This is a genomic window from Glaciimonas sp. OK215, from assembly GCF_057787885.1.
The window spans coordinates 6302645-6329529 of record NZ_CM173544.1 but is presented as its reverse complement, the minus strand read 5'-3'; the positions used below and the strand labels follow the sequence as shown (position 1 = coordinate 6329529).

Here is a 26885-nt window from a genome sequence, read left to right as displayed (position 1 = left end):
TAACAGAAACATCAGCTTCGCACCTAAAAATGAGGCAGTGCGTACTGTTAAGACACTCATATCCGACTACACTAAATTACAACTGCTTTTATCGGCGCACGTCAACGACCATCAACTCACCGCTTAGGATCAACGTGGGGATTTTCTCGCTTTTTGGCAAACACACTCGTCAGAACGGCAATGCTGCTGGGGATGACAGCACGTCCACAGCAGAAGGTCCCGTTTCGATCCGGCCTGGCAACACCAATGTGGCTGAGCGTGAGCCTGAAGCGGTGCAACAGAGTGAAATGGCGCCCAATACGACGGCAATGAAAATCGATGCAATTGAATCGGAAATGTCCACGGATTTTGTCAATCCACCGACTTCAGTCAATACAGTGCCATTGGATACCGCCGGCAATACCCACGCAAAAGTAGCAGGCTCACGCAATGATGCCCCCCTTGCCATGATCAGCAGAACGACCGATTTTACGGCTGGCGACATCAGAAGCGGAAGTATTGAAGTGTCGGTCTCAGACACACCGGCCGTGGTAGAAGAAGCCGCTGTGCTGTTTGCCAACTCGCAATCCGATATCGCTGAACAACTACTCGAACAAGCGATTCAGGAAGACAATCTTGGCACTGCCACCGACGCGGTTTGGTGGATGTTGCTAGACCTATATCGAATCAACGGCAAACAACAGCAGTTCGACGATCTGTCGGTCGATTTTGCGCACAAATTTGAATCATCGCCACCGACCTGGGACGAACAACTCACACTCAACCCGATTGATATACCCGAGAAAGCCGATGCAACTCCGGTAATTCCCTTCTCCGGCAAGCTTGATGCCCATATCACCAAACAATTGGAGCGCGCACAGAAACTGAGTACCAGCCATGCGGCATTGCGTCTCGAGTTCACCCGTATCACTGCCGTCGATCCGATCGGCTGCGGTTTGCTGTTACGGATGTTAAAGAAACTGCAAAAATCAGGGCTCGACCTGATTCTGGTCGGCACCACGGAACTGGCGGATAAGATTCGCGCGATTCTGCAAGTCGGCCGACGCGACGAAACCACTGCACCATGGTTATTGCTGCTCGAAATTCTGCATTTATTAAACAACGAGCAAGCTTTCGAAGATGTCAGCATCGATTACAGCATCACCTTCGAGGTATCTCCACCGCCCTTCGTTGCGCCTGCGACCAAAGTCACGACTGCAACCGATGACGAGGCGGCCAGCAACCACCAATATGTGAGTAACCAGCAACATTTGCTGATGCCTGTCCTGATCGAAGGACGCCTCGACGAACTGCTGTCCCAGATTCAGACCCATGCGAACAGCTACAATCCGACGTTTATCGATTGTTCTCGCCTGATTAGGGTTGATTTCAACGCCGCCGGACAACTGATCAATGGGCTGCTGCCCCTTATTGGTCAAGGTAAAAAGATCGAGTTTCACGAGGTGAATCATCTGGTTGCGGCCCTGTTTAAAGTGATGGGGCTGCAGGATGTTGTCAGTATTTACCCGCGCAAGAATTAATCATTCGTCATAACTGATTGGCCGATTGATTGGTCATGGGTTGGCCCAACAGCTTCTTGCCGCACCAAAATTTACCGGTCGAGCACCCCGACACTGATGCAACGATATTAAACGATACTAATTTGCGATAAATCGACGCTTGTAATCACGCTTGCCGCCCCCATTTTTTTGAATACGCGCCGAGTTGTTACTCGCCAGCAAACACATGCGACGACGTCCGACATCCGGGCGCCGCATGTCTGGTCCGATTCGTCCAGTTCGTCCAACTGCCACACGCTCGGTCCGCTTTTTTGAGGCAAGCAAAATGGAACAATTTCATGGCACCACCATCCTCTCAGTACGACGCGGCAACATCGTTGCGCTGGGTGGTGATGGTCAGGTCACGCTCGGCAATGTCGTGATGAAAGGCACTGCGCGCAAAGTGCGCAAGCTGTATCAAGGCAAGGTACTGGTTGGTTTCGCTGGCGGTACCGCAGATGCCTTCACGCTGCTCGATCTGTTTGAAGCAAAGTTGGAGAAGCATCAGGGCAATCTGATGCGGGCCTCGGTTGATTTAGCCAAGGAGTGGCGCACTGACCGGATGTTGCGGCGACTCGAAGCAATGCTGCTCACGGCGGATCGTGAGACCACCCTGGTGATTACCGGTAACGGTGATGTACTGGAACCAACCGACGGCATCGGTGCAATTGGCTCAGGCGGCACTTTCGCGCAATCTGCGGCCAAGGCGCTGCAGGAAAACACTGATCTGTCACCCGCTGAAGTCGTCAAAAAATCGCTCGTGATTGCGGGTGATCTTTGCATTTATACTAATCAATCACACATTATCGAAACCCTCGACTAATTACGGTCCGGCCGGATGAAGAGCGTTGTGCGCAACAGCATCGATACTGCCCCGCTCTCATTTGGTGCGAACCGGAACTTACGCAGAACCGAAAATATATGAACATGACACCGCAAGAGATCGTCTCTGAACTCGATAAACACGTAGTCGGCCAGGACAAAGCCAAGCGTGCCGTAGCGATTGCGCTGCGGAACCGTTGGCGGCGGCAGCAAGTTGCCGAGCCACTGCGTCACGAAATCACGCCAAAGAACATTTTGATGATAGGCCCCACCGGCGTCGGCAAGACCGAAATCGCGCGCCGTCTGGCCAAGTTGGCGAATGCGCCGTTTATCAAAGTTGAAGCAACCAAATTCACCGAAGTCGGCTACGTCGGTCGCGATGTAGAAACCATCATCCGCGACCTGATCGACATCGGCATCAAGCAAACCCGCGAATTGGAAATGCGCAAGGTACGTACGCGTGCCGAAGATGCCGCAGAGGACCGGGTGATCGATATTCTGGTACCCCCGGCGCGCGATTTCGGGTTCCATCCGGAGCAGGATACGACCGTCGATGGCGATGCCAAAGACAAAGGCAACACCACCCGTCAGACGTTCCGCAAACGTCTGCGTGAAGGCTCTCTGGATGACCGCGAGATCGAAATCGAATTGGCGGAAAGCTCGCCACACATGGAAATCATGGCGCCGCCGGGCATGGAAGAAATGACTGAGCAGATCAAGTCGATGTTTTCCGGCATGGGTAGCAGCCGCAAGAAAAGCCGCAAGGTCAAGATCAAGGAAGCGCTCAAATTCCTGGTCGAAGAAGAAGCTGCGAAACTGCTCAACGAAGATGATCTGAAGCAAAAAGCCATCTTTAACGTCGAGCAAAACGGTATCGTGTTTCTGGATGAAATCGACAAGATTGCCAACCGTTCGCAAACCGGCGGCGCCGATGTTTCGCGCGCTGGTGTGCAACGCGATCTGTTGCCGCTGGTCGAAGGCACCACCGTCAACACCAAGTACGGGATGATCAAGACCGATCATATCCTGTTCATCGCATCGGGAGCGTTTCATCTGGCCAAACCATCGGATTTGATCCCGGAACTGCAAGGCCGCTTCCCGATTCGGGTTGAGCTCGACTCGCTGTCAATTGCCGATTTTGAACGGATTCTGACCGGCACCGACGCTTGCCTGACTACCCAGTATGAAGCGCTGCTGGCAACCGAAGGCGTGAAGTTGGAGTTTGTGCAGGAAGGTATTACACGGATGGCTGAAATCGCTTTTTCGGTCAACGAAAAAACCGAGAATATCGGTGCCCGTCGCCTGCATACCGTGATGGAAAAAATGCTGGAAGAGATTTCTTTTGCGGCCACCAGCACCAGCGAGAAAACGTTGAAGATCGACGCCGCCTATGTCGATCAGCGGCTCGGAGAGCTGGCGGTGAATGAGGATTTATCGCGCTACGTGCTGTAGGAAATCGGCACCGTGCAGGATGGGTGGAGCATTGCGCTTCCCATCCTGCGTTTTTTTATGATTTAGGCAGACTCTTCGCGCGGAGTACGCGCCAGCAGCAGTTCCACCATCGCGCGCGGCGAGTCGCCGTCAAACAGCACGCCGGCAACCGCATTGGTAATCGGCATATCCACGCCGCGTTCCTGCGCCAATGTCCGCACAGCCGCTGCACAACGAACACCTTCAGCGACGTGACCCAATTCCGCCACCACTACCTCCAGACTCTTTCCTTGGGCCAGCCCCAGACCGACCTTGCGATTGCGCGACAGATCACCGGTACAGGTCAGGATCAAATCACCGACACCGGACAGGCCCATGAAGGTTTCGCTGCGACCGCCAAGCGCGATACCAAGTCGCGTGATTTCGGCCAAGCCACGGGTGATCAACGCTGCCCGCGCATTCAAGCCGAGACCGAGGCCATCAGCAATACCGGTCGCAATCGCCAGAATATTTTTGACCGCACCGCCGACTTCGACGCCGACCATGTCATCGGTCGAATACACGCGAATATTGCCGCCATGCACCGCTGCCACGACGCGCTCGGAGAGTGCCGGATGGTCGGTTGCGATGGCCAGCGCACAAGGCAGGCCACGAGCCACTTCCTGCGCAAACGAGGGTCCTGAAAGTGCTCCGGCAGGAATTGCATTTCCCATCACCTGGCGCACGATCTGGTGCGGCAACAACCGCGTCTGCTCTTCAAAACCTTTGCACAGCCAGACGATATTCGGCAACGGCAGACCCTGCAATTGCTGCGCCAAAGAACGTAAGCCGGCAACCGATGAAGCGACAATCAGCATGCTGTCGCTTGCGCTGACATGAGCGATCGCCTGCTCGAAATCGGCACTGACGATCAAATTGTCCGGCAAGCCGAAACCGGGTAAATAGGTGACATTCTCACGCTGCTTTGACGCAGCGCTCATCGTTTCCCGATTACGCCCCCACAACAATACGTTGTGGCGCTGCGCTAGCGCGATGGCCAGCGCGGAGCCCCATGCGCCAGCGCCGAGTATGGTGATATTCATGGATGAGGAATCAATAGACACAGCTGCCAATCAGATAAGAATAGGGATGGATACTTACAGCAATTGCTGCCGCTGTGTTGACGAAGGCCGTCGACTGACGTTGGTACTGGGATCGGTGGGCCAAATATATTGGCGCGCCTGCCTGGGCAGTTATCTCAACTCCCCCACACCTCAGCGGCTTTTACATAGCCGGTCTGGCCATCACGGTGGCGTACCTTGGCCCAGCCGGACACCACTGGTTCGACCAACTCCAGCAACACGCCTTTGTCGGCGCTAAATACCTGCGCTGCCGCGTCATTCGGGTTCGTGCGGATCTTGGCATTGGCGACCTTGACCTGCAGATTGCGTTTGCCGGCCAGTCCCTTGGACTGCACCCATGACAAGTCGCCGCTCGCATCGCGCACCTTGGTCCACTCGCCATAGGTCAGCACCACTTCGACCGGCATGCCACGTGGTGCGACGGCAACGCGTCGGCCCTTTTCGGACGGTGCGTCGTAAAGAATAACTGGTGCCGCGCCGACCGTCTTGAAGTCAAGCGCATGCGCCACGTTGACCGCCCCAAAAGCTGTCAGTACCGACGCCATTACCATACCGGTTACGCGTACAAATTTCATTCCATCGTCTCCAGTTGCTACGCGGGCTGCAGGCCAGCTGCAACCCACAGTCCTCGCAGCTTCACAGGTTCTTAGTTGATCGCGCTGCTGCCATCTACCGCGATACTGTCCTTGCTGCCTTGTTGTTCCGCCAGCGCCTGCAAGCGCTGCTGATAAAACACTTCAAAGTTGATTTCGGCCAGATGAATCGGCGGGAAACCAGCGCGGGTAATCGCGTCAGCGATATTCGCACGCAGGTACGGATAAACGATGTTCGGGCAACCGATACCTAACAACGGGTCCAGCTGCTCGGTTGGAATATTGCGCACTTCAAAAATACCGGCCTGCTTGCCTTCAACCAGAAACGCGACCTTGTCCTTGATCTTGGCGGTGACGGTAATCGTCACGGTCGATTCGAAAATGCCTTCAGCCAATGCTTCGGCACCGACATCGACCGCTACTTCGATTTGTGGCGCGTCCTGCTCCAGAAAGATAGCTGGCGAGTTTGGCTGCTCAAGCGACAAATCTTTCAGATACACACGTTGAATCTGAAACACTGGCTGATCATTTGACTCGGTATTTTCAGTTTGTTTAATTTCGTCGGCCATAAAACTCTTTCAGTAAATTTAAAGATGGATGGTATTCGCCATCCATAGACTGGGTACTGCGCAAACAGGTTCTTAAGCGCCTTGCAGCAGAGGCAGTAACTTACCACCCTGATCAAGCGCGCTCAAATCATCGAAGCCACCGACATGGGTGTCGCCAATATAAATTTGCGGGACGGTACGACGTCCGGTTTTTTGCATCATTGCGTCGCGCTGCTGCGGGTCGAGGTCGATCCGCACCTTCTCGATACTCTCAACACCGCGGGATTTCAACAACTGTTCAGCACGCGTGCAATATGGGCAAACAGCGGTGCTGTACATTAAAACATGGGCATTCATGGGCTTCTCTTATTGACGTTATTTGATGGTCGGCAGACCTTGGGATTGCCAGCCGGCAATGCCGCCGTCGAGGCTGTAGACCTGTTCGAAGCCTGCCTTAACCAATTGTGCGGTGGCTTTGGCCGATTGCGTGCCAGTCTGGCAGACTACAATCACGTTCTTCGCTTTGAATTTATTTATCTCGACCAAGCGTTGTGGCAGGTCTTTCAGCGGAATGTTTTTGGCGTCAATCAAATGGCCGGCACCAAAGCCTTCAGCGTCGCGCACGTCCAGCACCAGTGTCTTTCCTTGGTTGATGAGCTGAGTTGCTTGCAATGTTGTTACTTTGTTGCCACGTCGTTGCAAGAGCGGCAATACCAGCGCGCCGCCTGACAAAATGACCAATCCGAGCAGAAAAATATTATCAATCAAGAATTTCACAGTTATCCAATGGTATTAGTTAATCCCGCCATTATAAAATAGAAGCTGTAGCGCCATCCAATTCGTATTGGCCCGCATGCACTGATTTTCTCTGTCCCCCTTTTTTCACTACTCCCGTCCTCTCACCATGTATAAAATCGTATTGATGCGCCACGGCGAATCCACCTGGAATCTGGCTAACCGCTTCACCGGCTGGGTCGATGTCGACCTCACCGAAAAAGGCGTGGCCGAAGCCAAACAGGCTGGCAAGCTGCTCAAGGAAGCCGGTTTCAGCTTCGATCTGGCCTACACCTCGGTACTCAAGCGCGCAATCCGTACCCTGTGGGGCACCCTCGACGAAATGGATTTGATGTGGCTGCCAGTGCAACACGACTGGCGTCTGAACGAACGGCACTACGGAGCGCTGCAAGGACTCAACAAGGCAGAAACGGCCGCCAAATATGGCGAAGAACAAGTCATGATATGGCGCCGCAGCTACGACACACCGCCGCTCAAGCTGGAGGAAACGGATCCCCGCGCCTCGTATAACGATCCACGCTACGCCCATCTGAAGCGCGAAGAAATTCCGCTCACCGAATGCCTGAAAGACACTGTGGCGCGCGTGCTGCCGGCATGGAACGACTCTATCGCGCCCGCCATCCGCAGCGGCAAGCGCATCATCATCTCGGCCCACGGCAACAGCCTGCGCGCGCTGGTCAAGATGCTGGACGGTATCAGCGATGACGATATCGTCGGACTGAATATTCCAAATGGTCAACCACTGGTCTATGAACTGGACGCCGATCTGAAACCGATCAAGAGCTACTACCTGGGCGATCAGGCCGCCATCGCAGCAGCGATGCACGCGGTTGCGAATCAGGGGAAAGCGCAATAAATATCGCCCTGATGAGATTGATTCGGCCGACCCTGGCAACTGGGCACCGAATGCGGCATAGAGCACGGCAAGCAGCTGCATCAACGGCGCTGCTTGCCGTTATGCTGGCGTGCGTGCCAGCCGTGAACGCCGCGGCAACGCCAAAAGTCACCGAACGCAGCAAACAAAAGCAGGCGGCCGAAGCCGAGCGCGCTGAACTCCAGCAAAAATTGAATGCCTTAAAGAGCGACATCAACCAGACCGAGACGGCGAAAGACAACGCCGCCGATGCGCTGGCAGATTCCGAAGCGGCCATCTCGAAAGCAAATCGTTCGCTGTTCGACCTCAGCGACGAGCAACAGCAGACCCAAGCCAGATTAGCAAAATTATCCAAAAAACATGATGAGCTAAGTAAAACCGTCGCCGCCCAACAAACGCAAATGGCAACCTTGCTGCGCCGGCAATACATCGCCGGCAACGAAGATCGCATCAAATTATTGCTATCAGGCGACAATCCCAACCAGATTAACCGCGAATTGCAATACATGGGCTACGTCTCAAAAGCCCAGGCCAAGCTGATTGAAGAGCTGCGCACCAACTTGCAAGCGGTCGAGGCCAATCAGAGCGAGACGCAGAACGCCAAGGATGACCTCGACGAAATCGCCCAGGAGCAACGCGATCAGAAAGCGCTGCTGGAACAAGAAAAAGCCAAACGGGCGGGGCTCCTGACGCAGCTCTCCAGCAAACTGAGCACGCAACGCAAGGAAGCCGGCAAGACTGCGCGCGACGAACAACGGCTGGCTGGCCTGGTCGACAAGCTGGCAGTACTGATCGAAGAGCAAACGAAGGCCGAAGCTGCCATCCGTGAAAAACGCCGCCAGGAGCAACTGGCCAAAGCACAAGCGCAAGCGCTGGCAAAAGCCCAGGCACAAGCCGCGCGCGAGCAGGAACGTCAGCGCCAGCGCGTCGCCGTGGCCAAAAAACCAAGCCCGCCCGCAGCGCGACAAAACCCTAAGGCGCAAGCGCCAGCCTTTAAACCGGACCCTATCGATGACGATCAGCCGCCAGTGCCGGTAGCGATAGCGCTAACGCCAGCCGTGCCAGCGGCGCGCCATGACCCGGCCCCGGAGGCCAGTCCGCAAGAGGTCGCATATGGCAAGCCGTTTGCCGCATTGCGCGGCCTGTTACGGTTACCGGTACGTGGCGATCTGATAAGTCGCTTCGGCAGCAAGCATGGCGATGGCCCGCCAACCAAAGGCCTGTTTATCCGCGCCGCGGAAGGTAGCGAGGTCAAGGCAGTCGCTGCCGGTCGGGTCGCCTTTGCTGACTGGTTGCGCGGTTTTGGTAATTTGATCATTATTGATCATGGCAATCAATACATGACCATTTATGGTAACAATCAGGCACTATTGAAGCGTCCAGGCGATATTGTCAAAGCCGGGGATGTAATTGCCGGCGCAGGTAACAGCGGCGGCAATGAACAATCGGGTTTATACTTTGAAATTCGGCATCAGGGCCGTGCGTTTGACCCCATCGGATGGGTAACTACTAGGTGAAACATGGGAAGTAAGCTCAAGAATATCAGCCTAATCGGTTTAGGCGTGGTCGCAGGCATCGCCGCCTCGATCCAGTTTGATGCAATTGCGCAGAAGAGTGCGACATCGCCATTGCCATTGGAAGAGGTCAGGCAACTCGCTGACGTATTCGGACTGATCAAGTCCGACTATGTCGAAGCGGTCGACGACAAAAAACTGCTGACTGAAGCAATTTCCGGCATGGTCGCCTCACTCGATCCGCATTCGTCCTACCTGGACAAAAAAGGCTACAAAGAGCTGCGCGAAATGACCCAGGGGAAATTCGTCGGCATCGGCATCGAAGTCGGCATGGAAGACGGTTACGTCAAAGTGATTTCACCGATCGAGGATTCCCCCGCCTACCGCGCCGGAATCAAGGCCGGCGATCTGATCACGCGTCTCGATGCGACGCCGGTCAAGGGCATGACACTGGATCAGGCCGTCAAGCGCATGCGCGGCGAACCGAATACCAAGATCAAGCTGACCATCGCCCGCAAAGACGAAGACAAGCCCATCGTCGTCACCATCACGCGCCAGGAAATTCGCGTGCAAAGCGTGAAAGCCAAGGTAGTGGAGCCTGGTTATGGCTGGTTGCGCATCACGCAATTCCAGGAACCGACCGTCGCCGACATGGCCAAGAAGATCGCGGCGATGTACGCGGAAGATCCGAAAATGAAGGGTCTGGTGCTCGACTTGCGTAACGATCCGGGCGGCGTGCTGCCGGGTGCGATCGGTGTTTCTGCGGCATTTTTGCCAAAAGATGTGGTGGTGGTGACCACCAATGGCCAATTGCCAAGCTCAAAAGCAACCTTTTACGCCAAACCGGAATTCTACGCATCTGGCCCGGGCATGGACGCGCTGGCAAAATTGCCTGAGGCATTGAAAAAGATTCCGATGGTAGTGCTGGTCAATACCGGCTCCGCTTCGGCCTCTGAAATCGTTGCCGGTGCACTGCAGGACTACAAGCGCGCCACCATCATGGGAACGCAAACCTTCGGCAAGGGCTCAGTGCAATCCATCGTCGCCCTGCCACCCGATCGCCAGACTGCGGTCAAGCTGACCACTGCGCGCTACTACACGCCAAATGGCCGCTCGATTCAGGCCAAGGGTATCGTGCCGGATATGCTGGTGGATGAATATGCTGACGGCGACTTGCTCAAAGGCCTGCGCGTACGCGAGTCTGACCTGACCAAGCATTTGACCAACGATAAGGATAAAGAAACCGCGCCCTCCGCGGCGCCAAAGGTAGACGAGCTGGAAGAGGAGCAACGCCTGATTGCACTGGCGAAAAAACGTAAACCACTGGAATTCGGTGCCAAAGACGACTTCCAGTTGACGCAGGCGCTGAATTATTTGAAGGGCTTACCGGTACAACTGGCGAAAGCCAAACCAAAGTCTGAAATCGATAAAGATGCGTCTTCGGAAAAAGATGGCAAGAAAGACGGCAGCAAGGATGGCGACATCAAAAAAGACGATAAAAATTAATCGGCTTTGCAGTTTGTTCTAGCGCACGCTACCACGCTACACTTAAGCCGCATCGAGATTGATGCGGCTTTTTTTATCCTTTTTTTAGCTCAATATATAGCTCGACACCATGAACGATCAACAGCTGCTGCGCTACTCACGTCATATCCTGCTCGATGAAATCGACATCGACGGTCAGCAAAAACTGCTGGCGGCGCATGCGCTGATCATTGGTGCCGGCGGGCTGGGCTCGCCGGCGGCGCTGTACCTGGCATCGGCCGGCGTCGGCACCATCACGCTGGTCGACAACGACACGGTGGATTTGACCAATTTGCAGCGCCAGATCCTGCATACCAGCGAACGCATCGGCCAACCCAAAGTGCAATCCGGAAAAACCGCACTGACGCAAATCAACCCTGACATCAACATCATCTGCCTGGCTGAACGGGCCGACGCGGCCCGCTTGAGCGAACTGATCGGCAGCGCCGATGTGGTGCTCGATTGCTGCGACAATTTCAGCACCCGCCACGCCGTCAATCGTGCCTGCGTCGCGCACAAGGTCCCGCTGGTATCCGGTGCGGCAATCCAGTTTGATGGCCAGATCAGCGTGTTTGATCCACGCTCGGCAAGTTCGCCGTGTTACGCCTGCCTGTTCCCGCCGGATCGCGAATTTGAAGAAGCGCAATGCTCCACCATGGGCGTGTTCGCGCCGCTGGTCGGCATCATCGGCAGCATGCAAGCGGCTGAGGCATTGAAATTGATTATCGGGGTTGGCACGTCGCTGGCGGGGCACTTGCTGATGCTGGACGCGCGCAGCATGGAATGGATGCGGATCAAGGTGGCCCGCGATACCAATTGCCAGGTGTGCGGCGGACATTAAATCCTTAAGGGCAAACCAAGCCGCCGCCGGGTCACCAGCCATCTACATAGACGACCGGTGATCGCCGCAACCTAGGCTGTGTGCAATGCTTGAGGAGCATTTGCAGCTTGCGCGCTGCCAGGCGGCGTACGCAATTCACGCAGCGCACGAATCGTCGAGGCGCAGGCTCTTGCCGCTTCCGCACCTTTCACCAGAAAATGTTCGAAGAAAAATTTCTGATGTTCTTCGCCGGCGTGAAAATGATGCGGCGTCAGCACAGCGGAAAGCACTGGTACGCCGGTTTCCAGCTGCACCTGCATCAGTCCCGAGATCACCGCCTGGGCCACGAATTCATGGCGATAAATGCCACCGTCAACCACCAGGCCGGCAGCGACGACGGCAGCATACTTGCCGCTGTTGGCCAGCAACTTGGCATGCAATGGAATTTCAAAGGCACCGGCGACTTCGAAAAAATCGATGTCGGATTCGGCGTAACCGAGACTGGCCATTTCAGAAATGAAAGATAGACGGCATTGATCGACGATGTCGCGATGCCAACCCGCCTGGACGAAGGCGATGCGCTGACCTGCTTGAACTTTGGATGTTGTGACGGCTAATTGTTGCAGCATTTGACTACTCCTGTTTTTAGATCGTGCATAAAAAAACAGGGCGTATTGGATCGATAGGGATAGCCAAGACGTGCGCAAGCACCGCCCGGAACCAGCTCTCGATCTGTTACAACGCGCATCAACGTAGCGGATATTCCGTCAACGCCAGCTGCGACTGCCGATCTTGAGCAAGTTCCTAAATGTATCCCGCTCTCTCTTTATCCGGACTATGACCGTCGGCCCCGGAATCACACCGGGTCTGCTGACCTTGTCGCTGACCATACAAACATGGTCTTCTTGACAAGCGCTCGCGGGCTAGACACATTGCGTGCCATTACCGCCGGTGGGGAATTTCGCCCCGCCCTGAGAACGTATACGGCTATCCGTGTACAAGTACAACGCATAGCCGAGGCAAGAATTTATCATACTTGCCGGATTGCTGCAGCCGCGCATTGATTTGCCGCTGCAGTGGCGCCATTCTCAAGCAGTCTTTTGCGCTAAGCCCAAATACGCAGCGATCACCCTGGGATCGCTCGCCATCTGCGCGGCCGGGCCCTGCATCGCCATGTCACCGGTTTCCAGTACGTAGGCATAGTCCGCCGCCTGCAACGCCGCTCGTGCGTTTTGTTCGACCAGCAGGATGGCAACGCCGGTTTGTTTCAGACGCACGATGATGTGAAAAATTTCCTTGACGATCAGCGGCGCCAGACCGAGGCTGGGCTCGTCCAGCATCAACAGCTGCGGTTTGGCCATCAATGCCCGTCCCAGCGCCAGCATCTGACGCTCGCCGCCAGACAGCGTACCCGCCTGCTGCCGGCGCCGTTCCTGCAGTCGCGGGAACAGATCGTACACCACCGATAACTGGTCAGCGTAGCCGCTCTCACGCGTCTTGTAACGCCGATAGCTGCCCAGCAGCAAATTATCTTCCACGCTCATGCTGGCGAATAACTCGCGCTTTTCCGGCACCAGGGACATGCCACGGGCGACCCGCGCCTCGATTGGCACGCCATCCATGTCGTGGCCGAGCAAGCGTACTTTGCCGCGCGCACTGCCGTTGTTCGGCATGGCGCCGGCAAGCGCATTCAGCATGGTCGATTTACCCGCGCCGTTGGGGCCGATGACGGTGACTATCTGGCCTGCGCCGACTTGTATTGTGGCGCCATGCAACGCTTCGACTTTGCCGTAAGCGACATTCAAGTCGCTGACTTCGAGTACCGGGTTGTTGGGTGCGTTAGTCATCAATCCCTCCCAGATAGGCTTCCAGCACGGCCGGATGTTGCTGCACCTCGGCTGGCAAACCTTCGGCAATCTTGCTGCCAAACTCCATTACGACCAGACGGTCGGTCAGCGTCATGACGAAGTCCATGTCATGCTCGACCAGCAAGATACTCATGCCCTCCGCTTTCAGTTTGCGCAGCAACGCTGCCAGCGCCTGCTTTTCCTGATAACGCAAACCTGCTGCCGGTTCATCGAGTAGCAGCAAAGTCGGGTCGCAGCATAGTGCGCGGGCGATTTCCAGGATGCGTTGCTGCCCCAGCGCCAGACTACCGGCTTGTTCGTATAACAGATGGCCCAGACCGACGCGTTCGAGTTGCGTTTTTGCCTCAAACAACAGACCGTTCTCTTCGGTTTTATTCAGACGCAACAGACCGGTGGCAATGCCTGTGACATCACCGTGTTTGCCGCGCAAATGGGCGCCAATCGCGACGTTTTCCAGTACCGTCATGGCCGGCAACAAGCGTACGTGCTGGAACGTGCGGGCGATGCCGCGACGCACGATCTGGCGTGACGACAAACCGGCTATTTGCTGCAGCTCGCCGTGGCTACGGAATTTAACCGAACCGCTGGTCAGCGGCAACACGCCCGTGACCAGGTTGAACATGGTTGATTTACCCGCGCCATTGGGGCCGATCAAGCCAACAATTTCTGCCGCCGCGACGCTGAACCCGATGTCGTTGACCGCCACCAGACCGCCGAACTGCTTGCGTGCGCGTGCGACCTCCAGCACGACTTCGCCCGCGCCATGCCTGGCGCGCATGGTCAATGCCGGTGCGGCGGCGGGCGCCAGCGCATGCTGTTTTGGCGGCAGCAGTTTACGCAGATAAGGCCATAGCCCTTCACGCGCACGCTGCAACAGCAGCACCATCAATATGCCGAAGACGATGGTTTCAAAATTGCCGTTCGACCCGAGTAGTTTCGGCAGCAACGATTGCAGCTGATCCTTCAGCAGCGTCAACAAGGTCGAACCAAGAATCGCACCCCAGACGTAGCCGGCACCGCCCACCACCGCCATGAACAGATATTCGATCCCGGCATTCAGGCCGAACGGGGTCGGATTTACCGCCCGTTGCAGATGCGCATACAGCCAGCCGGAGACGCTCGCCAACAACGCTGCCAGCACAAAAATCACGATCTTGATCCAGGCCGTATTCACACCCATTGCCTCAGCCATGACGCCGCCGCCATTCAACGCACGTATCGCCCGTCCCGGCCGCGAATTCAACAAATTCTGCACACCCAGCAACGCCACCAGCAGCACCGCCCAAATCAGGTAATACATCTTGCGCCCGTTATCGAGCGTGATGCCGAACAGGTCTATCGACGGAATGCCGTTCAGCCCATCGTACTTGCCAAGGAAATCCAGATTGCCAAACAAATAAAACAGCGACAGCGCCCAGGCGATCGTGCCGAGCGGCAGATAGTGACCTGACAGCCGCATCGTGATTGCGCCGATGCAAAACGCGGCGATCATCGTCACGCCGAGGCCGGCCAGCAACCCTAGCCACGGCGACAGACCGAACCGGGTGCTGAGATAGGCGCTGGAATACGCGCCGAGACCGACGAAGGCGGCCTGGCCAAAGGAAGTCAGGCCACCGACCCCGGTCAGCAATACCAGGCCCAGCGCGACGATAGAGTACAAGCCGATGTAGTTGGCCAGCGTAATCCAGTATTCCGGGGTCGGTAGAACCGGCAGCAACGCGATAACGGCCACGAAGGCCGGCAATAGCATCAAGGACCAGGAAAACTTGCGCACTATTGATCTCCCTCATCGACCTGCCGACTGGTCAGCGAGCGCCACAACAGCACCGGGATAATCAACGTAAACACGATGACCTCCTTGAAGGCGCTGGCCCAGAATGACGAATACGATTCCAGCAAGCCGACCAACAAAGCACCGGCGGCGGCAATCGGATAACTGCCGAGGCCGCCAATAATCGCGCCGACAAACCCCTTCAGCCCAATCAGGAACCCGCTGTCGTAATACACCGTGGTCAGCGGCGCGATCAGTACCCCGCACAACGCGCCAAGCGCCGCCGCCAGCGTAAATGCCAGGCGCCCGGCCTGCGTGGTGCCGATGCCGACCAGGCGCGCACCGAGACGATTGACCGCGGTCGCGCGCAATGCTTTGCCCGACAAGGTCCGCTCAAAATAAATATACAGTGCCAGGATCAGCGCTCCGGAAACGCCGACGATCACCACGCTCTGGCCGGTAATCACCAGGCCGCCGATCTCAACACGCGCGTCCGAAAACGGCATGGTGCGTGAACCTTCAGCGCCAAACATCAACAGGCCGATACCAATCAGCGCGTAATGCACCGCAACCGCGACGATCAGCAACACCAGCGTGCTGGCCTCGGCCAGCGGTTGAAACGCCAGCCGGTAAATCATCGGCCCCATCGGCACCACGATCAACAAGGTCAGCAGGACCTGGAGCGCCATCGGCAAATCGGGATGACCGTAGCAACGGGCGAGCGCATAGATGGCGATCGGCAACAACACGAATTTCAGGAATGCCAGGGGAATGCTACGAGCGGCGCTCAGGCGCGACTCGGACGTGCTGAAAATGGACCAGGCTTCCTGCGCAAAGCTGAAGATGCCCAGCAGCACCAGCAATGTTGCCGATAGCGGAAAACGATCCGCCTGCAGCGCCGCCATGGTCAGGGCGCCGAATGCGACGAACTCGCCCTGCGGAATGAAAATCACGCGGGTGACTGAAAATACCAGCACCAGCGCCAGTGCCAGCAACGCGTAGATAGCGCCACCGGTAATGCCATCCTGCGCCAGGATCGCGGCAATCGATAAGTCCATAGCGGGCCTGAAATGAAATTGCCGCCGGTGCCGGAACCCGGGCCAGCGGCAACAAAATTGATTAAATGTATCTCTGTAACCCTATCCCTGCTACCTGGCAGCGCCCAGCAGCTTCCACTTGCCGCCAACCACTTCGACCATCACCCGCGAGCGCTGGTCGTAACCGACGTGGTCGGTTGCGCTCATGTTGACGATGCCATGCGACACCGGCAGGTTCTTGATGGCTTCGATGCCATCCCGCAAGGCGGCGCGGAATTCCTTGCTGCCCGGCGCTCCTTTTTTGAGGGCTGCCGGCGTTGCTGCCGCGAGTAGCTGCCCCGCATCCCAGGCGTGGCCGCCGAAGGTCGAGACGCTGCCTGCGCCATAGGCTTTTTCGTAGGCGCTCCGATACGCCATTGCCGACTTCTTGACCGGGTTGCTGTCCGGCAGCTGTTCAGCCACCAGCAAGGGTCCCGCCGGCAGGAAGGTGCCTTCGCAATCCTTGCCGCAAACGCGCAGGAAGTCATTGTTGGCAACGCCATGCGTTTGATAAATCTTGCCTTTGTAACCGCGCTCTTTGAGGGTCTTTTGCGGCAACGCGGCAGGCGTGCCGGCACCGGCAATCAGCACCGCATCCGGATTGGCGCTGACGATTTTCAGGACTTGCCCGGTGACCGAGGTATCCGGGCGCGCAAAACGTTCGTTGGCGACAATCCTGATCTTGCGCAGCTCGGCCAGCTTGGAAAATTCGCGGTACCAACCTTCGCCGTAGGCATCGGAAAAGCCGATGAAGGCGACGGTCTTCACGCCGGCGTCAACCATGTGCGCAACGATCGCGGTCGCCATGTGCGAGTCGTTTTGCGGTGATTTGAAAATCCAGTGGCGCTTGGCATCGACCGGTTCGACCAGCGAGGCCGAGGCAGCCATCGAAATCATCGGCGTAGCGGATTCAGCTGCCACGTCGCTCATCGCCAGCGAATTGGGCGTCGTGGTGGAGCCGATCAGCAAATCGACCTTATCTTCGGTAATCAGCTTGCGCGCGTTCTTGACAGCGGTAGTCGTGTCGGTCGCATCGTCCAATACGATGTATTCCACTTTTTGGCCGGCGATCTGCTTCGGCAGCAGCGCGAAAGTGTTTTTTTCGGGAATGCCCAACGATGCAGCAGGGCCGGTGGCGGAAACGCTGACGCCGACCTTGATTTGGGCGAAGGCGTTGCCGACGCCGGCAGTCAGCATCAATGCAACTGCGGCGGAAAGGGCGCATCCCAACCAGGCTTGTTTCATACCTAAACTCCTTGTGATGACCGGATTTTTGCCACGCCGTTGGCGCGCGTGCCGGACGAGTGAATGAATTTGGAAAATGCGATCACACCAGAATCAAGGCGATTTGTTGCGCCGCGTCGTCGCATGGCTTGTGCTGAAAGCGCGTCTTGGCAAACCGTTGCCAGCGGCCAAGGACAAAACTGGTCAGTATGTTGGCGCGGATAGTCGCCTCCTGCTCGCTGGCCTCACCCTGGCTGGCGGCGATCCGCAACGCCTGTTTCAGCGCCAGTTCAACCCGGTCTACAAACTGGTTCATGCGTAACTGCAGGCGTTCATCCTCGTTTACCAGTGCCTCACCGATGATGACGCGCGTCATGCCGGGATTGCGCTCGGCAAAATTCAACAGCATCAGCGCCACAGCCTGGGCCTGCAACAACCCCTTTTCCTGCTGCTCGGTAATTTGATTGATCAAGCCGAACACGCTGGATTCAATGAAATCGATCAAGCCCTCAAACATCTGCGCCTTGCTGGCGAAATGGCGATACAACGCGGCTTCCGACACCTCCAGTTTGGCTGCCAGCGCGGCAGTGGTGATCTTTTCACCTTTGGGTTGCTCGAGCATCGTCGCCAACATTTGAAGGATCTGCAGCTTACGTTCGCCAGGTTTAGTTGTTGCCATATCGTATCGTCGTGTCAGTCAGTGATCTGTTGAAAATTAGCGTAGCCGATGAAGGTTATCCGCCAGGCGCCGCACGGATTTTACTTTGACATCGACGTAGCCGGTGCGCTTTGTCAGATTTGGCTGCAATAACTGACCGCTCTGCACCGACATTTTGGGAGTTTCAGGCAAATAGCCGGTCACCCACACCGTACGCATGCCGATCCGCTTGGCAGTCTTCAGGGTGGCGATGGTATCTTCCACTAAAATACAGCGATGGGCCGGGATGCGTTCGCGCGCGATTAACTTGCGTAATAAATGGGGCGACGGCTTCGGCCGGAGTTGCCGATGCACATGCATGGACTCGATGGCGATATGTTTGCCGAATTGACGCTGAAGGCGCAAATGGCGCATGACGTCGCGGGAATAGCGTAGCGGCGCATTGGTCAGCAAGATCTTGCGGCCGGGCAAACGCTTGAGCAAACTGATCAAGCCGCGCTCGGCCCGGATCATGCCGTACAGATCCTCAAAGCTATGGGCCTCGCGCAGGAAATCTTCAGTCCGTACTTCGTGATGCTTGACCAGACCCAGCAAGGTGGCGCCATAGCGCCGCCAATAGTCGGCCCGCACGGCATCCACCGTGGCCGTATCGGCGTCGACGCCATCCACGCCCAGCACGCGCGCCATGAAGCGATTCATGTTGTCATGGATCGCCGGAAAAATCGCGTACGAAGCGTTATGCAGGGTATTGTCCAGATCGAACAACCAGAGCGGTGTAGTATTTGCCACGGTTTTTTTAAAAGTTTAGTCAGATGCCAGGCATCAGGGAGAACATGTGCTGCGCCAGATTATAGTCAGTTTGCGTTGTCGGTTTAATAGGTATTGTGCGCCACGCATCGGTCAGCGTGCCGATCGACGTTGCCGTCCACACTATTTGATCCCGTTTTTTCTCGCAGCGCTGTATGCTGCGTCAACCCTGGCAAAGGATGTCGGCAGCAATGCGTCTACGCCAATCCCGACGGCAAGACAGGGCGGCGCACTCTTCAAGGTTGAGCGCGGCGGCCATACCACCTATCTGTTCGGCACCATCCATGTCGGCCAGGCTGACTTTTTCCCGCTCGCGCCGCCGGTCATGGCGGCGCTGCGGAAGTCGTCCCGTATCGCGATCGAAATCGATGCCAGCGATACGCAGGCAGTCGGCCAACTCATACAGCAATATGCGTTATATCCGAACGACAGCGCATCTGCACAAGATATGCCGGCAGCGCTACAGCAACAGGTCAACGCGTTGCTGGCAAAATACCGCATGAGTGCGACCGAAGTCGTGCGCATGAAACCATGGCTGCTGGCTACGGTGCTGACGATAGCGGAATATGCCGGCAACGGCATGCATAAGGAACAAGGCGTAGACAACTACCTTTCCAGCTATGCGCAGGCGCAACACAAACCGTTGGTCGGACTGGAAAGCGTCGAATATCAGTTGTCGCTGCTAGGTAATTTGTCGATCTTCGATCAAACCCGCTTTTTACAGGACACCGTCAACGATTTGCAGGATCCGGTACGAGCGCGCAAGGCGCTCGCATTGGTGGCGTTGTGGCGCAGCGGCGATCTGACTGGCCTGGAAAAACTGTTGAAAGAGATGACCGACGACGACACCTTTAGCGGAAAATTCGTCCAGCGGGCGTTACTTGACGGACGTAATCCGGCGCTGGCCGACGCGGTCGAGAAATTGCTCCACTCCGCCAACACCACGTTTGCCGGCATCGGCATGCTGCATCTGGTGGGAGACGCCAGCGTACCGACGTTGTTGCGGCAACGCGGCTACATCGTGCAGCGGACCTATTAGACGCGGTCACCGCGGTATAGGCACCGGCGGTTTCATTGACGGCCTTGGTACGACTGCGTCATTCGGCTTATTTACATTTTCAGGGGCGGGGGGCAACAATGCTGTATTGAAAAATTCTAAGGAATAAAGATGCCCGGAATTTCGCATGCAAGCCCACCGACTACGTTCGTCAACCAGTGGCAACACGAAGTTCATGACGAACCCGCCATCAACGAACAATGCCAGGGCGCGCAGACGGTCATCCCGCTGGAGCCTGCTGCCGCTTGCGGGAACCCCGAACAACGAGATCTTGAACGGTGTTTTGCCAAAGCCTTCAAGTGCGCATGCAATACAACCGGCTTGTCGCAGACTTTTTACCGGCCGGAATTCGATCGTGCAGACACCGCTCTGAAGCACGCCGCCCCCCTTAACGCAACATGCGACGCCGATCTGGATGCCGTTTTCCAAAATCTCGATACATTTCTCGACGAATTAAAGCGAACCGGAGACCAGGGACTGAAGTTCCGTCTATGGCGTGATGGCATATCGCTGGCGACCAGTGCCGCGCTGCTGGCAACCATTACCTTTGCATTGATGTCCGAGGAAGAGCGAAGTCGCGACGATTTCAGTGCGGCGAATCATCCTGCCGGCACTCTCGCTGCCGACTGGAGTTTGGCTCTGATCGAGTGGAGCAAGGCGCTGGTAACGACGAGCCTCAGCTATCCGACATTAAAACGGCACCACCTGGTCGACGAATTCGTTAAACGCGTGACAGCAAGCGCCGCCCTGCTCGCTGCCTGCCAGGAAGATCAGGCGACGACATCGCCGGTAAGAAACGCGTCGCAATGGGACGCCGTTAAACGCAGCGCACTGCAATGCACAGAAAAAGGGCGGGATGTTTCCACGCTATTTACCTTGCTCAATGCAACGTTGCCGGTGGCAAGAGGCCTGTTATGGAGTGCCGAGATGACGGGCGGCGGCACAACGCCTGCGTCATGGCGCGGCTTGCTACGACTGGTGCAGAATGGCTCCGATAGCATGCGATCCATCGTCAGCACCGTCGGCACGGCAGCGCGCAACAAACTCTTCGCCATCGAACTCGACCAACTCAAAACAGCGCTGCCTGCGCTCAGGGAGCAATTCCGGCATTGCAACGCCGAAGACGTTTTGCCGCAACTGAAGAAAATGGAACTGCTTTTTTCAGTTTGCAGCACGCCGCTGCTCAGTCGCATTGCAGCATCCAAAGAATTGATCGCCGCTTTTAAAAACACGAACATAGCGTCGCGGGATGCATTGCAGGATTTCCTCGAACACCGTCATATTCAGGTCGCAACCGATGGCAAATTTCTGTCCAGCGAGGCGCCGGAAAACCATTGGGGAAAACACCTTGCGGGAGGAATATACAAAAGCACGCTCAGCACGGCGCTGCGCGCACCATACCGCCTGACGCTTGAAACGCAACATCACATGAGCAAGCCGTCGGAAGGTATCGTTGCCAGCCAAACTGCCTGGGGAAATACGGCGGACGCTGCGGCGGAAAGCGTGGTAGCGCAGCCGCGTGTCTAGACGAGACTTGCCTGCGGGCGTTGGTGCATGGGCTCCGCTACGGGTTGCTGCCTCGCCGGGCTGGAAATTAGTTACACTCATCGGATGCACAAGCCTCCCCCACCTTTGCCGCCAATCGTGCGCGCACCTGACAATTCCGATCACGCCGCAATGAGCGACGTCCAGCCCCCTGTTGCAGCCTGGTTCCAGCAGGATCGCTATACCATCCTCGATACCGCATTTGAATCCGGCCGGCATTTCCTCGCAACCTGGCAGGCATGGCGCGACGATCCAGCACGACCGCAGCAGCTGCACTACCTGGCGCTGCTGCCAGCGCCCTTATCGATCGCAGAGCTGATCCGGGAACACGCAGCCTGGCCGCAATGGTCGACACTCTCCGACGCACTGCGCGCAGTCTGGCCGTCATTGATGCCGGGCTTCCATCGCCTCTATCTGGAACGGGATCACATCGTACTGACGCTGATGTTTGGCAACAGCAGCGCATGTCTGCGCCAGATCGATGCCGCTATCGATGCCTTTTATGTGGTCGGCGCGGCAACGCGAGAATGGCCGTTGCCTGTGCTGGCGAGACTGGGAAGATTGGCGACGGCGCAGGCGAAACTGACTATTTCCGCCCTCACCGAGGGCAAGCAGAAAGTGCTGGAACAGACCGGATTTGTATTTGAAAGCACGGCTACGGCAAAGTCAGCTACTGCGCATGCTTGTTTCGCTCCGCGCTGGCAACCCTCGCCTGCCCGCACCGATACCGTTTCCAACCCACGCCACGCCATTGTTCTCGGCGCCGGATTGGCAGGTGCTGCCGCTTGTCAGCGACTGGCATTACGCGGCTGGCAAGTGACATTGATCGAACGTCATCCCGCTATAGCGCAAGAAGCATCCGGCAACGCCGCCGGCATCTTCATGCCGTTATTGTCCCGAGACGACAATCCGACCTCACGCCTGAGCCGCAGCGCCTATCTTTTCGCACGCCATGTCTGGCACAGTCTGGGCGGGATCGGCAATGCCTTCTCCGGTGCGGCGTGCGGCGTGCTGCAAGTTGCGCGCGATCCCGCCCATGCAAGCGCCCAGCAAGGATGGTCGCAACAGGCAAATTTCCCCGCCGAATATGCGCAGTGGATGGAGCAGCCAGCGGCCAGCGCATTGCTGGGAACCACCGTCAGTAGTGGCGGCTGGCTGTTCCCGGGCGGCGGCTGGGTGCATCCGCACAGCTTGTGTCAGGCCTTGCTGCAAGCTTGCGGCGCGCGTTTGCACACGCATTTCAATCGGTCGGTAAGCACGCTGAAAAAAACGGCCGGCGGCTGGCAGGCATGCGACAACAATGGCGCTGTGATTGCCAGCGCGCCGGTAGTGATTCTGGCGAACGGGATGGGTGCCATCGGTTTTCCCCAGACTTGCGACTTGCCGCTGACAGCCATCCGCGGCCAGGTCACGTATGTCAACGCAGACAGCGCCCCCAGGATTGCGCAGGTCCTCTGCGGCGATGGCTATCTGACCCCTGCCGCAAACGGCGTTTGCAGCATAGGCGCGACCTATGACGATGACCATGAAGCGAACTTGCGGCAAAACAGCCAGGATGAAAACCTTGCCCGTCTAATCAACATCCTGCCCGACTGGCAAGCCGATCCGGCGCAACTGCCACTGGCCGGCCGGGTTGGCTTTCGCTGTGTTTCAAGCGACCGCCTCCCGTTAGTCGGCGCACTGCCGGATACGCAGGCAAAATCCGCATTGCGCGAACCGCGCCTGCAAGACATACCGCGTTTGCCGGGGCTATATGGCTTGCTGGGGTATGCCTCGCGCGGTTTGATCTGGGCACCGCTCTCGGCGGAATTGCTGGCAGCGAAATTGAATGGCGAGCCGTTGCCGATTGAGGCCGAACTGGCCGCGGCGCTGGACCCTGCACGCTTCTTATTGAAAGCGCAACGGCGACGCGGCGCACCATAGACACCAACTCAGGAAACAAAAAGAGCGCTCAAAGGCGCTCCTTTTGACTTTGCCGCCAGGCCCACGTGCGAGGGCCAACCATCGGTGTTTTATCGCTCCCAGCCGTATTCGCGAAACCGCCAGTCACCGCGCGGCCCCTGCTCCCAACGTGGCGCACGGTAACGATAGCCGCGATGGACCCGTATGTATTGGCCGCCAACCCAGACGTGGCGGTAGCCATTCCAGCGCCAGTAACCCGGCGCCCATACAAAGCCGCCGCGCGGCGGTGGCAATGGTTCATACCGTGGTGGCGGCGGCGCTACTTGCACCCCGACAACAACCTGCGCCTGCGCCTGCGATAGCGGTGCCATGAACCCGGCACTGATGGCGAGCAAGCCGACGCCAAGAATCGATTTGAACTTCATGAGAAACCTCCTTTAAGTTGGCCAAGTCACGATTGGAAATATAGGCTAAAGAATTAGCAGAAGCTGTAATTTTTTGTTTCCAAATATATACGCATAGCGGGTTTTACGGCATTTTTGACACAGTTTGAAACACCTGTTCCGAACGCTTCCGTAAAAGCCGAATCAACAGGCCCCTAAGGTAAAATGGCAGCCATCTTGCCGTTGCAACGCATACCCGCATCCATCCCATGACGACGGCACCAACAATTCATCAAGATTACCGGAACATCCATGTTGCGATTGAACGAAATACAACTCCCGCTCGACCACTCGGAAGACGCGCTCCATGGCGCGATTCTCGAACGGCTGGGGATTAAGCCTGAAGCCTTGCTGGGCTTCACGATTTTCCGTCGTAGTTATGACGCGCGCAAAAAGAACGCGGTGATCCTGACCTATACAGTCGATGTCGAGGTCAGGGAAGAGGCGGTAGTGCAGCAACGTCTTAAGGCGCATAAACATGTGACGAGCACCCCCGACATGCTGTACAAATTTGTTGCGCACGCCAGCGGTGCGGAAAAATCGCGTCCGGTGGTGATCGGAACCGGCCCCTGCGGTCTGTTTGCGGCCTTGATTCTGGCGCAGATGGGTTTTCGGCCGATTATTCTGGAACGCGGCAAAGCCGTGCGTGAACGTACCAAAGATACCTGGGGACTATGGCGCAAACGCGAGTTGCAGCCGGAATCGAATGTGCAATTTGGCGAAGGCGGCGCCGGCACTTTTTCCGATGGGAAACTGTGGACCCAAATTAAGGATCCCAAGCATTACGGCCGCAAAGTGCTGACCGAATTCGTCAAGGCCGATGCGCCGGATGAAATCATGTATGTCAGCAAGCCGCACATCGGCACCTTCCGTCTGGTCAAGATGGTCGAGCAAATGCGCGCGTCGATTGAAGAGTTGGGCGGAGAATTCCGTTTTCAGCAAAAAGTCCAGGACCTGGAAATCGAGAATGGTCAAATCCGCGCCGTGGTTCTGGCCAGCGGTGAAACCATCGTCAGCGATCACGTGGTACTGGCGATCGGCCATAGCGCGCGCGATACTTTCCAGATGCTGTACGAGCGCGGTGTGTATGTCGAAGCCAAACCGTTTTCACTCGGCTTCCGGATCGAGCATCCGCAATCGCTGATCGACAAGTGCCGCTTCGGTCCCAGCGCCGGCCATCCGCTCCTCGGCGCAGCGGATTACAAATTGGTGCACCATTGCGCCAATGGCCGTGCGGTTTACAGCTTCTGCATGTGCCCTGGCGGTACCGTGGTCGCAGCGACATCCGAGCCAGGACGCGTCGTCACCAACGGCATGAGCCAATACTCGCGCAATGAACGCAATGCCAACAGCGGCATCGTGGTCGGCATCACGCCAGCCGATTATCCGGGCCATCCGCTGGCGGGGATCGCCCTCCAGCAGCACTGGGAAACACGTGCCTACGAACTCGGCGGCAGCAATTACGACGCGCCGGGACAACTGGTCGGCGACTTTCTTGCCGGTCGCGCATCCACCGAATTCGGTAGCGTGCTGCCGTCTTACAAACCCGGCGTCCATCTGGGCGACCTGAGCACTGCTTTGCCGGATTACGCGATCACCGCAATGCGTGAAGCAATACCGGCGTTCGATAAACAGATTCGCGGCTTTGCGATGGCCGATGCGGTGCTGACCGGTGTCGAAACCCGCACCTCGTCCCCGGTGCGCATCAAACGCCACGACGACACCTTGCAAAGCCTGAACACTGTCGGTTTGTTCCCGGCGGGCGAAGGCGCCGGTTATGCCGGCGGCATTATGTCGGCAGCCATTGACGGCATCCGCGTGGCCGAAGCGGTGGCGCTGAGCATGGCGAGCAAAACCAGTTAAAGGAAATGGCGCAGCGCAGACACCGAACTCCATGCACAAACCTGAAGTTCGGTGTCTGCGCTCAATCGATGCGATGAAGGATTTTCCGGAACCGGTATCCAGGCCGAAGGAACAAGTAACGACCGGATCAATTCCCTGCAGCCCCAACTACCGCACACATCATACTGATCGCCCCCATGTCAATCCCGTCGACCGGGATAGTTATTGACTCATCGTCATGCTTGGCACCGATCACATACAGCAACGGCAAAAAGTGCTCGGCAGTCGGCACGGCCAACTTGCCATCCTGTCCCAACGCCGCGTAATCCACCACTTGCTGCAAATCGCCACGCAATAAACTCTCTCGAATCCGCGTGTTGAAACGCACCGCCCAATCATGGGCCGGCGCCGTCGGATCCCAGTTCATCAGGCGCAGATTATGCACCACGTCGCCGCTGCCGATAATCAACACGCCCTGCTCGCGCAACAGCGCCAGTCGGCGTCCCAGATCAAAATGAAATTGCGGCGGCTGGGTGGCATCGATACTCAACTGAATCACCGGCACGTCGGCCTGTGGAAACGCCTTGACCAACACCGACCAGGTGCCGTGATCGAGCCCCCAGGAGTGATCCATCCCGACCTCAAGCGGCGCCAGCAAATCACGCAGCTGCGCAGCCAAAGCCGGATCGCCGGCAGCCGGATATTGAATATCGAACAAGGCCTGCGGAAAGCCGCCAAAATCATGGATGGTCTTCGGGAACGACATCGCCGTGACACTCGTGCCATGGGTATACCAATGGGCCGAGATAGACAGAATCGCTTTGGGTTTCAGCGCTGCAACATTGGCTCCCAACTGCTCCCATGCGGCGGTGTAACGGTTGTCTTGCACGGCATTCATGGGACTGCCGTGACCGAAAAATATCGCTGGCATGCGGGTCGGAACAACTTTGCTCATCTCAATTTCTCCGCTGATGATGGTGGTGATGAATATTACGCGCTAAGTCGATGTGGGTGGAACAGCTGGCGCAAGCTAGCTATTGCATGACGCCATGCGCATCATGAGTTGATATGAATTTGATATCAAAATATTCAGCAAATCCGTAAACCCACAT

At 56.9% G+C, this 26885-nt stretch carries 25 protein-coding genes and 1 riboswitch; of the genes, 11 read left to right on the top strand and 14 right to left on the bottom strand.

Going from position 1 to position 26885, the window contains the following annotated elements; all coding sequences use genetic code 11:
• The first annotated feature begins 287 nt into the window (after positions 1–287).
• The 3 genes from AC3CHX_RS29290 (at position 288) to hslU (ending at position 3812) form a co-directional block, all read left to right on the top strand.
• Complete coding sequence (locus tag AC3CHX_RS29290) at positions 288–1520, top strand: STAS domain-containing protein (RefSeq protein WP_488631443.1); 1233 nt, start codon at positions 288–290, stop codon at positions 1518–1520.
• Between the two features lie 304 nt (positions 1521–1824).
• The gene (gene hslV, locus AC3CHX_RS29285; RefSeq protein WP_488631442.1) at positions 1825–2361 is read left to right on the top strand and encodes an ATP-dependent protease subunit HslV; all 537 of its coding nucleotides are present in this window, start codon (positions 1825–1827) and stop codon (positions 2359–2361) included.
• Between the two features lie 98 nt (positions 2362–2459).
• Positions 2460–3812 carry an ATP-dependent protease ATPase subunit HslU gene (hslU, locus tag AC3CHX_RS29280; RefSeq protein ID WP_488631441.1) on the top strand — a complete coding sequence of 451 codons (1353 nt, stop codon included), beginning with the start codon at positions 2460–2462 and terminating at the stop codon, positions 3810–3812.
• 62 nt (positions 3813–3874) lie between these two features.
• Here the strand turns inward: hslU and AC3CHX_RS29275 are convergent, their stop codons facing one another.
• The 5 genes from AC3CHX_RS29275 to AC3CHX_RS29255 form a co-directional block, all read right to left on the bottom strand.
• The gene (locus AC3CHX_RS29275) at positions 3875–4873 is read right to left on the bottom strand and encodes an NAD(P)H-dependent glycerol-3-phosphate dehydrogenase (RefSeq protein WP_488631440.1); all 999 of its coding nucleotides are present in this window, start codon (positions 4871–4873) and stop codon (positions 3875–3877) included.
• Between the two features lie 155 nt (positions 4874–5028).
• Entirely contained in the window at positions 5029–5463 is a 435-nt protein-coding gene (locus AC3CHX_RS29270; RefSeq protein ID WP_488644967.1) for an SH3 domain-containing protein, read from the bottom strand.
• Between the two features lie 95 nt (positions 5464–5558).
• Positions 5559–6074, bottom strand: a complete 516-nt coding sequence (secB, locus tag AC3CHX_RS29265) for a protein-export chaperone SecB (protein ID WP_488631439.1) — start codon at positions 6072–6074, stop codon at positions 5559–5561.
• Between the two features lie 72 nt (positions 6075–6146).
• Entirely contained in the window at positions 6147–6410 is a 264-nt protein-coding gene (gene grxC, locus AC3CHX_RS29260) for a glutaredoxin 3 (RefSeq protein WP_488631438.1), read from the bottom strand.
• A gap of 18 nt (positions 6411–6428) precedes the next feature.
• Positions 6429–6830, bottom strand: a complete 402-nt coding sequence (locus AC3CHX_RS29255; protein ID WP_488631437.1) for a rhodanese-like domain-containing protein — start codon at positions 6828–6830, stop codon at positions 6429–6431.
• A gap of 127 nt (positions 6831–6957) precedes the next feature.
• Between AC3CHX_RS29255 and gpmA the strand changes: the two genes are divergently transcribed.
• From gpmA to AC3CHX_RS29235, 4 genes are all read left to right on the top strand, one after another.
• The gene (gene gpmA / locus AC3CHX_RS29250) at positions 6958–7704 is read left to right on the top strand and encodes a 2,3-diphosphoglycerate-dependent phosphoglycerate mutase (RefSeq protein ID WP_488631436.1); all 747 of its coding nucleotides are present in this window, start codon (positions 6958–6960) and stop codon (positions 7702–7704) included.
• 50 nt (positions 7705–7754) lie between these two features.
• A complete protein-coding gene (locus tag AC3CHX_RS29245; protein ID WP_488631435.1) occupies positions 7755–9239 on the top strand; it encodes a murein hydrolase activator EnvC family protein in 1485 nt (494 codons plus the stop codon).
• Between the two features lie 3 nt (positions 9240–9242).
• The gene (locus AC3CHX_RS29240) at positions 9243–10742 is read left to right on the top strand and encodes a S41 family peptidase (RefSeq protein WP_488631434.1); all 1500 of its coding nucleotides are present in this window, start codon (positions 9243–9245) and stop codon (positions 10740–10742) included.
• A gap of 109 nt (positions 10743–10851) precedes the next feature.
• The gene (locus AC3CHX_RS29235; protein ID WP_488631433.1) at positions 10852–11601 is read left to right on the top strand and encodes a HesA/MoeB/ThiF family protein; all 750 of its coding nucleotides are present in this window, start codon (positions 10852–10854) and stop codon (positions 11599–11601) included.
• Between the two features lie 71 nt (positions 11602–11672).
• Here the strand turns inward: AC3CHX_RS29235 and AC3CHX_RS29230 are convergent, their stop codons facing one another.
• From AC3CHX_RS29230 to AC3CHX_RS29200, 7 genes are all read right to left on the bottom strand, one after another.
• Entirely contained in the window at positions 11673–12209 is a 537-nt protein-coding gene (locus tag AC3CHX_RS29230; RefSeq protein WP_488631432.1) for a 6,7-dimethyl-8-ribityllumazine synthase, read from the bottom strand.
• 184 nt (positions 12210–12393) lie between these two features.
• Positions 12394–12563, bottom strand: a riboswitch (FMN riboswitch).
• 105 nt (positions 12564–12668) lie between these two features.
• A complete protein-coding gene (locus tag AC3CHX_RS29225; RefSeq protein ID WP_488631431.1) occupies positions 12669–13427 on the bottom strand; it encodes an ABC transporter ATP-binding protein in 759 nt (252 codons plus the stop codon).
• Positions 13420–15198 carry a branched-chain amino acid ABC transporter ATP-binding protein/permease gene (locus AC3CHX_RS29220; protein ID WP_488644966.1) on the bottom strand — a complete coding sequence of 593 codons (1779 nt, stop codon included), beginning with the start codon at positions 15196–15198 and terminating at the stop codon, positions 13420–13422. The genes AC3CHX_RS29225 and AC3CHX_RS29220 overlap by 8 nt, the downstream gene beginning before the upstream one ends.
• A gap of 23 nt (positions 15199–15221) precedes the next feature.
• Complete coding sequence (locus AC3CHX_RS29215) at positions 15222–16277, bottom strand: branched-chain amino acid ABC transporter permease (protein ID WP_488631430.1); 1056 nt, start codon at positions 16275–16277, stop codon at positions 15222–15224.
• Positions 16278–16367: 90 nt separating this feature from the next.
• On the bottom strand, positions 16368–17540 hold the full coding sequence (locus AC3CHX_RS29210; protein WP_488631429.1) for an ABC transporter substrate-binding protein: 1173 nt from the start codon (positions 17538–17540) through the stop codon (positions 16368–16370).
• Between the two features lie 82 nt (positions 17541–17622).
• The gene (gene slmA, locus AC3CHX_RS29205; protein ID WP_488631428.1) at positions 17623–18198 is read right to left on the bottom strand and encodes a nucleoid occlusion factor SlmA; all 576 of its coding nucleotides are present in this window, start codon (positions 18196–18198) and stop codon (positions 17623–17625) included.
• Positions 18199–18234: 36 nt separating this feature from the next.
• Complete coding sequence (locus tag AC3CHX_RS29200) at positions 18235–18966, bottom strand: pyrimidine 5'-nucleotidase (RefSeq protein ID WP_488631427.1); 732 nt, start codon at positions 18964–18966, stop codon at positions 18235–18237.
• 46 nt (positions 18967–19012) lie between these two features.
• Here AC3CHX_RS29200 and AC3CHX_RS29195 point away from each other — a divergent pair, with 46 nt between their 5' ends.
• The 3 genes from AC3CHX_RS29195 to mnmC all read left to right on the top strand — a co-directional run bounded on the left by AC3CHX_RS29195 (position 19013) and on the right by mnmC (position 23509).
• Positions 19013–20023 carry a TraB/GumN family protein gene (locus tag AC3CHX_RS29195; protein ID WP_488631426.1) on the top strand — a complete coding sequence of 337 codons (1011 nt, stop codon included), beginning with the start codon at positions 19013–19015 and terminating at the stop codon, positions 20021–20023.
• 129 nt (positions 20024–20152) lie between these two features.
• Positions 20153–21568 (top strand): hypothetical protein, encoded by a 1416-nt coding sequence (locus AC3CHX_RS29190; protein WP_488631425.1) that lies wholly within the window; start codon positions 20153–20155, stop codon positions 21566–21568.
• Positions 21569–21718: 150 nt separating this feature from the next.
• Positions 21719–23509 (top strand): bifunctional tRNA (5-methylaminomethyl-2-thiouridine)(34)-methyltransferase MnmC2/FAD-dependent 5-carboxymethylaminomethyl-2-thiouridine(34) oxidoreductase MnmC1, encoded by a 1791-nt coding sequence (gene mnmC / locus AC3CHX_RS29185; protein ID WP_488631424.1) that lies wholly within the window; start codon positions 21719–21721, stop codon positions 23507–23509.
• An 89-nt stretch (positions 23510–23598) separates the two neighbouring features.
• Here the strand turns inward: mnmC and AC3CHX_RS29180 are convergent, their stop codons facing one another.
• Positions 23599–23913, bottom strand: a complete 315-nt coding sequence (locus AC3CHX_RS29180) for a YXWGXW repeat-containing protein (protein ID WP_488631423.1) — start codon at positions 23911–23913, stop codon at positions 23599–23601.
• 270 nt (positions 23914–24183) lie between these two features.
• Here AC3CHX_RS29180 and AC3CHX_RS29175 point away from each other — a divergent pair, with 270 nt between their 5' ends.
• Positions 24184–25794: an NAD(P)/FAD-dependent oxidoreductase gene (locus AC3CHX_RS29175; RefSeq protein WP_488631422.1), complete on the top strand. Its 1611-nt coding sequence runs from the start codon at positions 24184–24186 to the stop codon at positions 25792–25794.
• Between the two features lie 127 nt (positions 25795–25921).
• Here AC3CHX_RS29175 and ygiD read toward each other — a convergent pair whose 3' ends face one another.
• Entirely contained in the window at positions 25922–26728 is an 807-nt protein-coding gene (ygiD, locus tag AC3CHX_RS29170) for a 4,5-DOPA-extradiol-dioxygenase (protein ID WP_488631421.1), read from the bottom strand.
• Positions 26729–26885: the final 157 nt, after the last annotated feature.

What these genes read in the sequence shown, in the direction of transcription:
- grxC (WP_488631438.1), bottom strand. Translation starts at nt 6,410, where the DNA reads ATGAATGCCCATGTTTTAATGTACAGCACCGCTGTTTGCCCATATTGC.
- AC3CHX_RS29175 (WP_488631422.1), top strand. Translation starts at nt 24,184, where the DNA reads ATGTTGCGATTGAACGAAATACAACTCCCGCTCGACCACTCGGAAGAC.
- AC3CHX_RS29220 (WP_488644966.1), bottom strand. Translation starts at nt 15,198, where the DNA reads ATGCTATTGCCGGCCTTCGTGGCCGTTATCGCGTTGCTGCCGGTTCTA.
- hslU (WP_488631441.1), top strand. Translation starts at nt 2,460, where the DNA reads ATGAACATGACACCGCAAGAGATCGTCTCTGAACTCGATAAACACGTA.
- hslV (WP_488631442.1), top strand. Translation starts at nt 1,825, where the DNA reads ATGGAACAATTTCATGGCACCACCATCCTCTCAGTACGACGCGGCAAC.
- secB (WP_488631439.1), bottom strand. Translation starts at nt 6,074, where the DNA reads ATGGCCGACGAAATTAAACAAACTGAAAATACCGAGTCAAATGATCAG.
- AC3CHX_RS29275 (WP_488631440.1), bottom strand. Translation starts at nt 4,873, where the DNA reads ATGAATATCACCATACTCGGCGCTGGCGCATGGGGCTCCGCGCTGGCC.
- AC3CHX_RS29270 (WP_488644967.1), bottom strand. Translation starts at nt 5,463, where the DNA reads ATGGTAATGGCGTCGGTACTGACAGCTTTTGGGGCGGTCAACGTGGCG.
- mnmC (WP_488631424.1), top strand. Translation starts at nt 21,719, where the DNA reads ATGAGCGACGTCCAGCCCCCTGTTGCAGCCTGGTTCCAGCAGGATCGC.
- AC3CHX_RS29240 (WP_488631434.1), top strand. Translation starts at nt 9,243, where the DNA reads ATGGGAAGTAAGCTCAAGAATATCAGCCTAATCGGTTTAGGCGTGGTC.
- AC3CHX_RS29215 (WP_488631430.1), bottom strand. Translation starts at nt 16,277, where the DNA reads ATGGACTTATCGATTGCCGCGATCCTGGCGCAGGATGGCATTACCGGT.
- AC3CHX_RS29225 (WP_488631431.1), bottom strand. Translation starts at nt 13,427, where the DNA reads ATGACTAACGCACCCAACAACCCGGTACTCGAAGTCAGCGACTTGAAT.
- AC3CHX_RS29235 (WP_488631433.1), top strand. Translation starts at nt 10,852, where the DNA reads ATGAACGATCAACAGCTGCTGCGCTACTCACGTCATATCCTGCTCGAT.
- AC3CHX_RS29210 (WP_488631429.1), bottom strand. Translation starts at nt 17,540, where the DNA reads ATGAAACAAGCCTGGTTGGGATGCGCCCTTTCCGCCGCAGTTGCATTG.
- ygiD (WP_488631421.1), bottom strand. Translation starts at nt 26,728, where the DNA reads ATGAGCAAAGTTGTTCCGACCCGCATGCCAGCGATATTTTTCGGTCAC.
- slmA (WP_488631428.1), bottom strand. Translation starts at nt 18,198, where the DNA reads ATGGCAACAACTAAACCTGGCGAACGTAAGCTGCAGATCCTTCAAATG.
- AC3CHX_RS29180 (WP_488631423.1), bottom strand. Translation starts at nt 23,913, where the DNA reads ATGAAGTTCAAATCGATTCTTGGCGTCGGCTTGCTCGCCATCAGTGCC.
- AC3CHX_RS29190 (WP_488631425.1), top strand. Translation starts at nt 20,153, where the DNA reads ATGCCCGGAATTTCGCATGCAAGCCCACCGACTACGTTCGTCAACCAG.
- AC3CHX_RS29230 (WP_488631432.1), bottom strand. Translation starts at nt 12,209, where the DNA reads ATGCTGCAACAATTAGCCGTCACAACATCCAAAGTTCAAGCAGGTCAG.
- AC3CHX_RS29290 (WP_488631443.1), top strand. Translation starts at nt 288, where the DNA reads ATGGCGCCCAATACGACGGCAATGAAAATCGATGCAATTGAATCGGAA.
- AC3CHX_RS29245 (WP_488631435.1), top strand. Translation starts at nt 7,755, where the DNA reads ATGCGGCATAGAGCACGGCAAGCAGCTGCATCAACGGCGCTGCTTGCC.
- gpmA (WP_488631436.1), top strand. Translation starts at nt 6,958, where the DNA reads ATGTATAAAATCGTATTGATGCGCCACGGCGAATCCACCTGGAATCTG.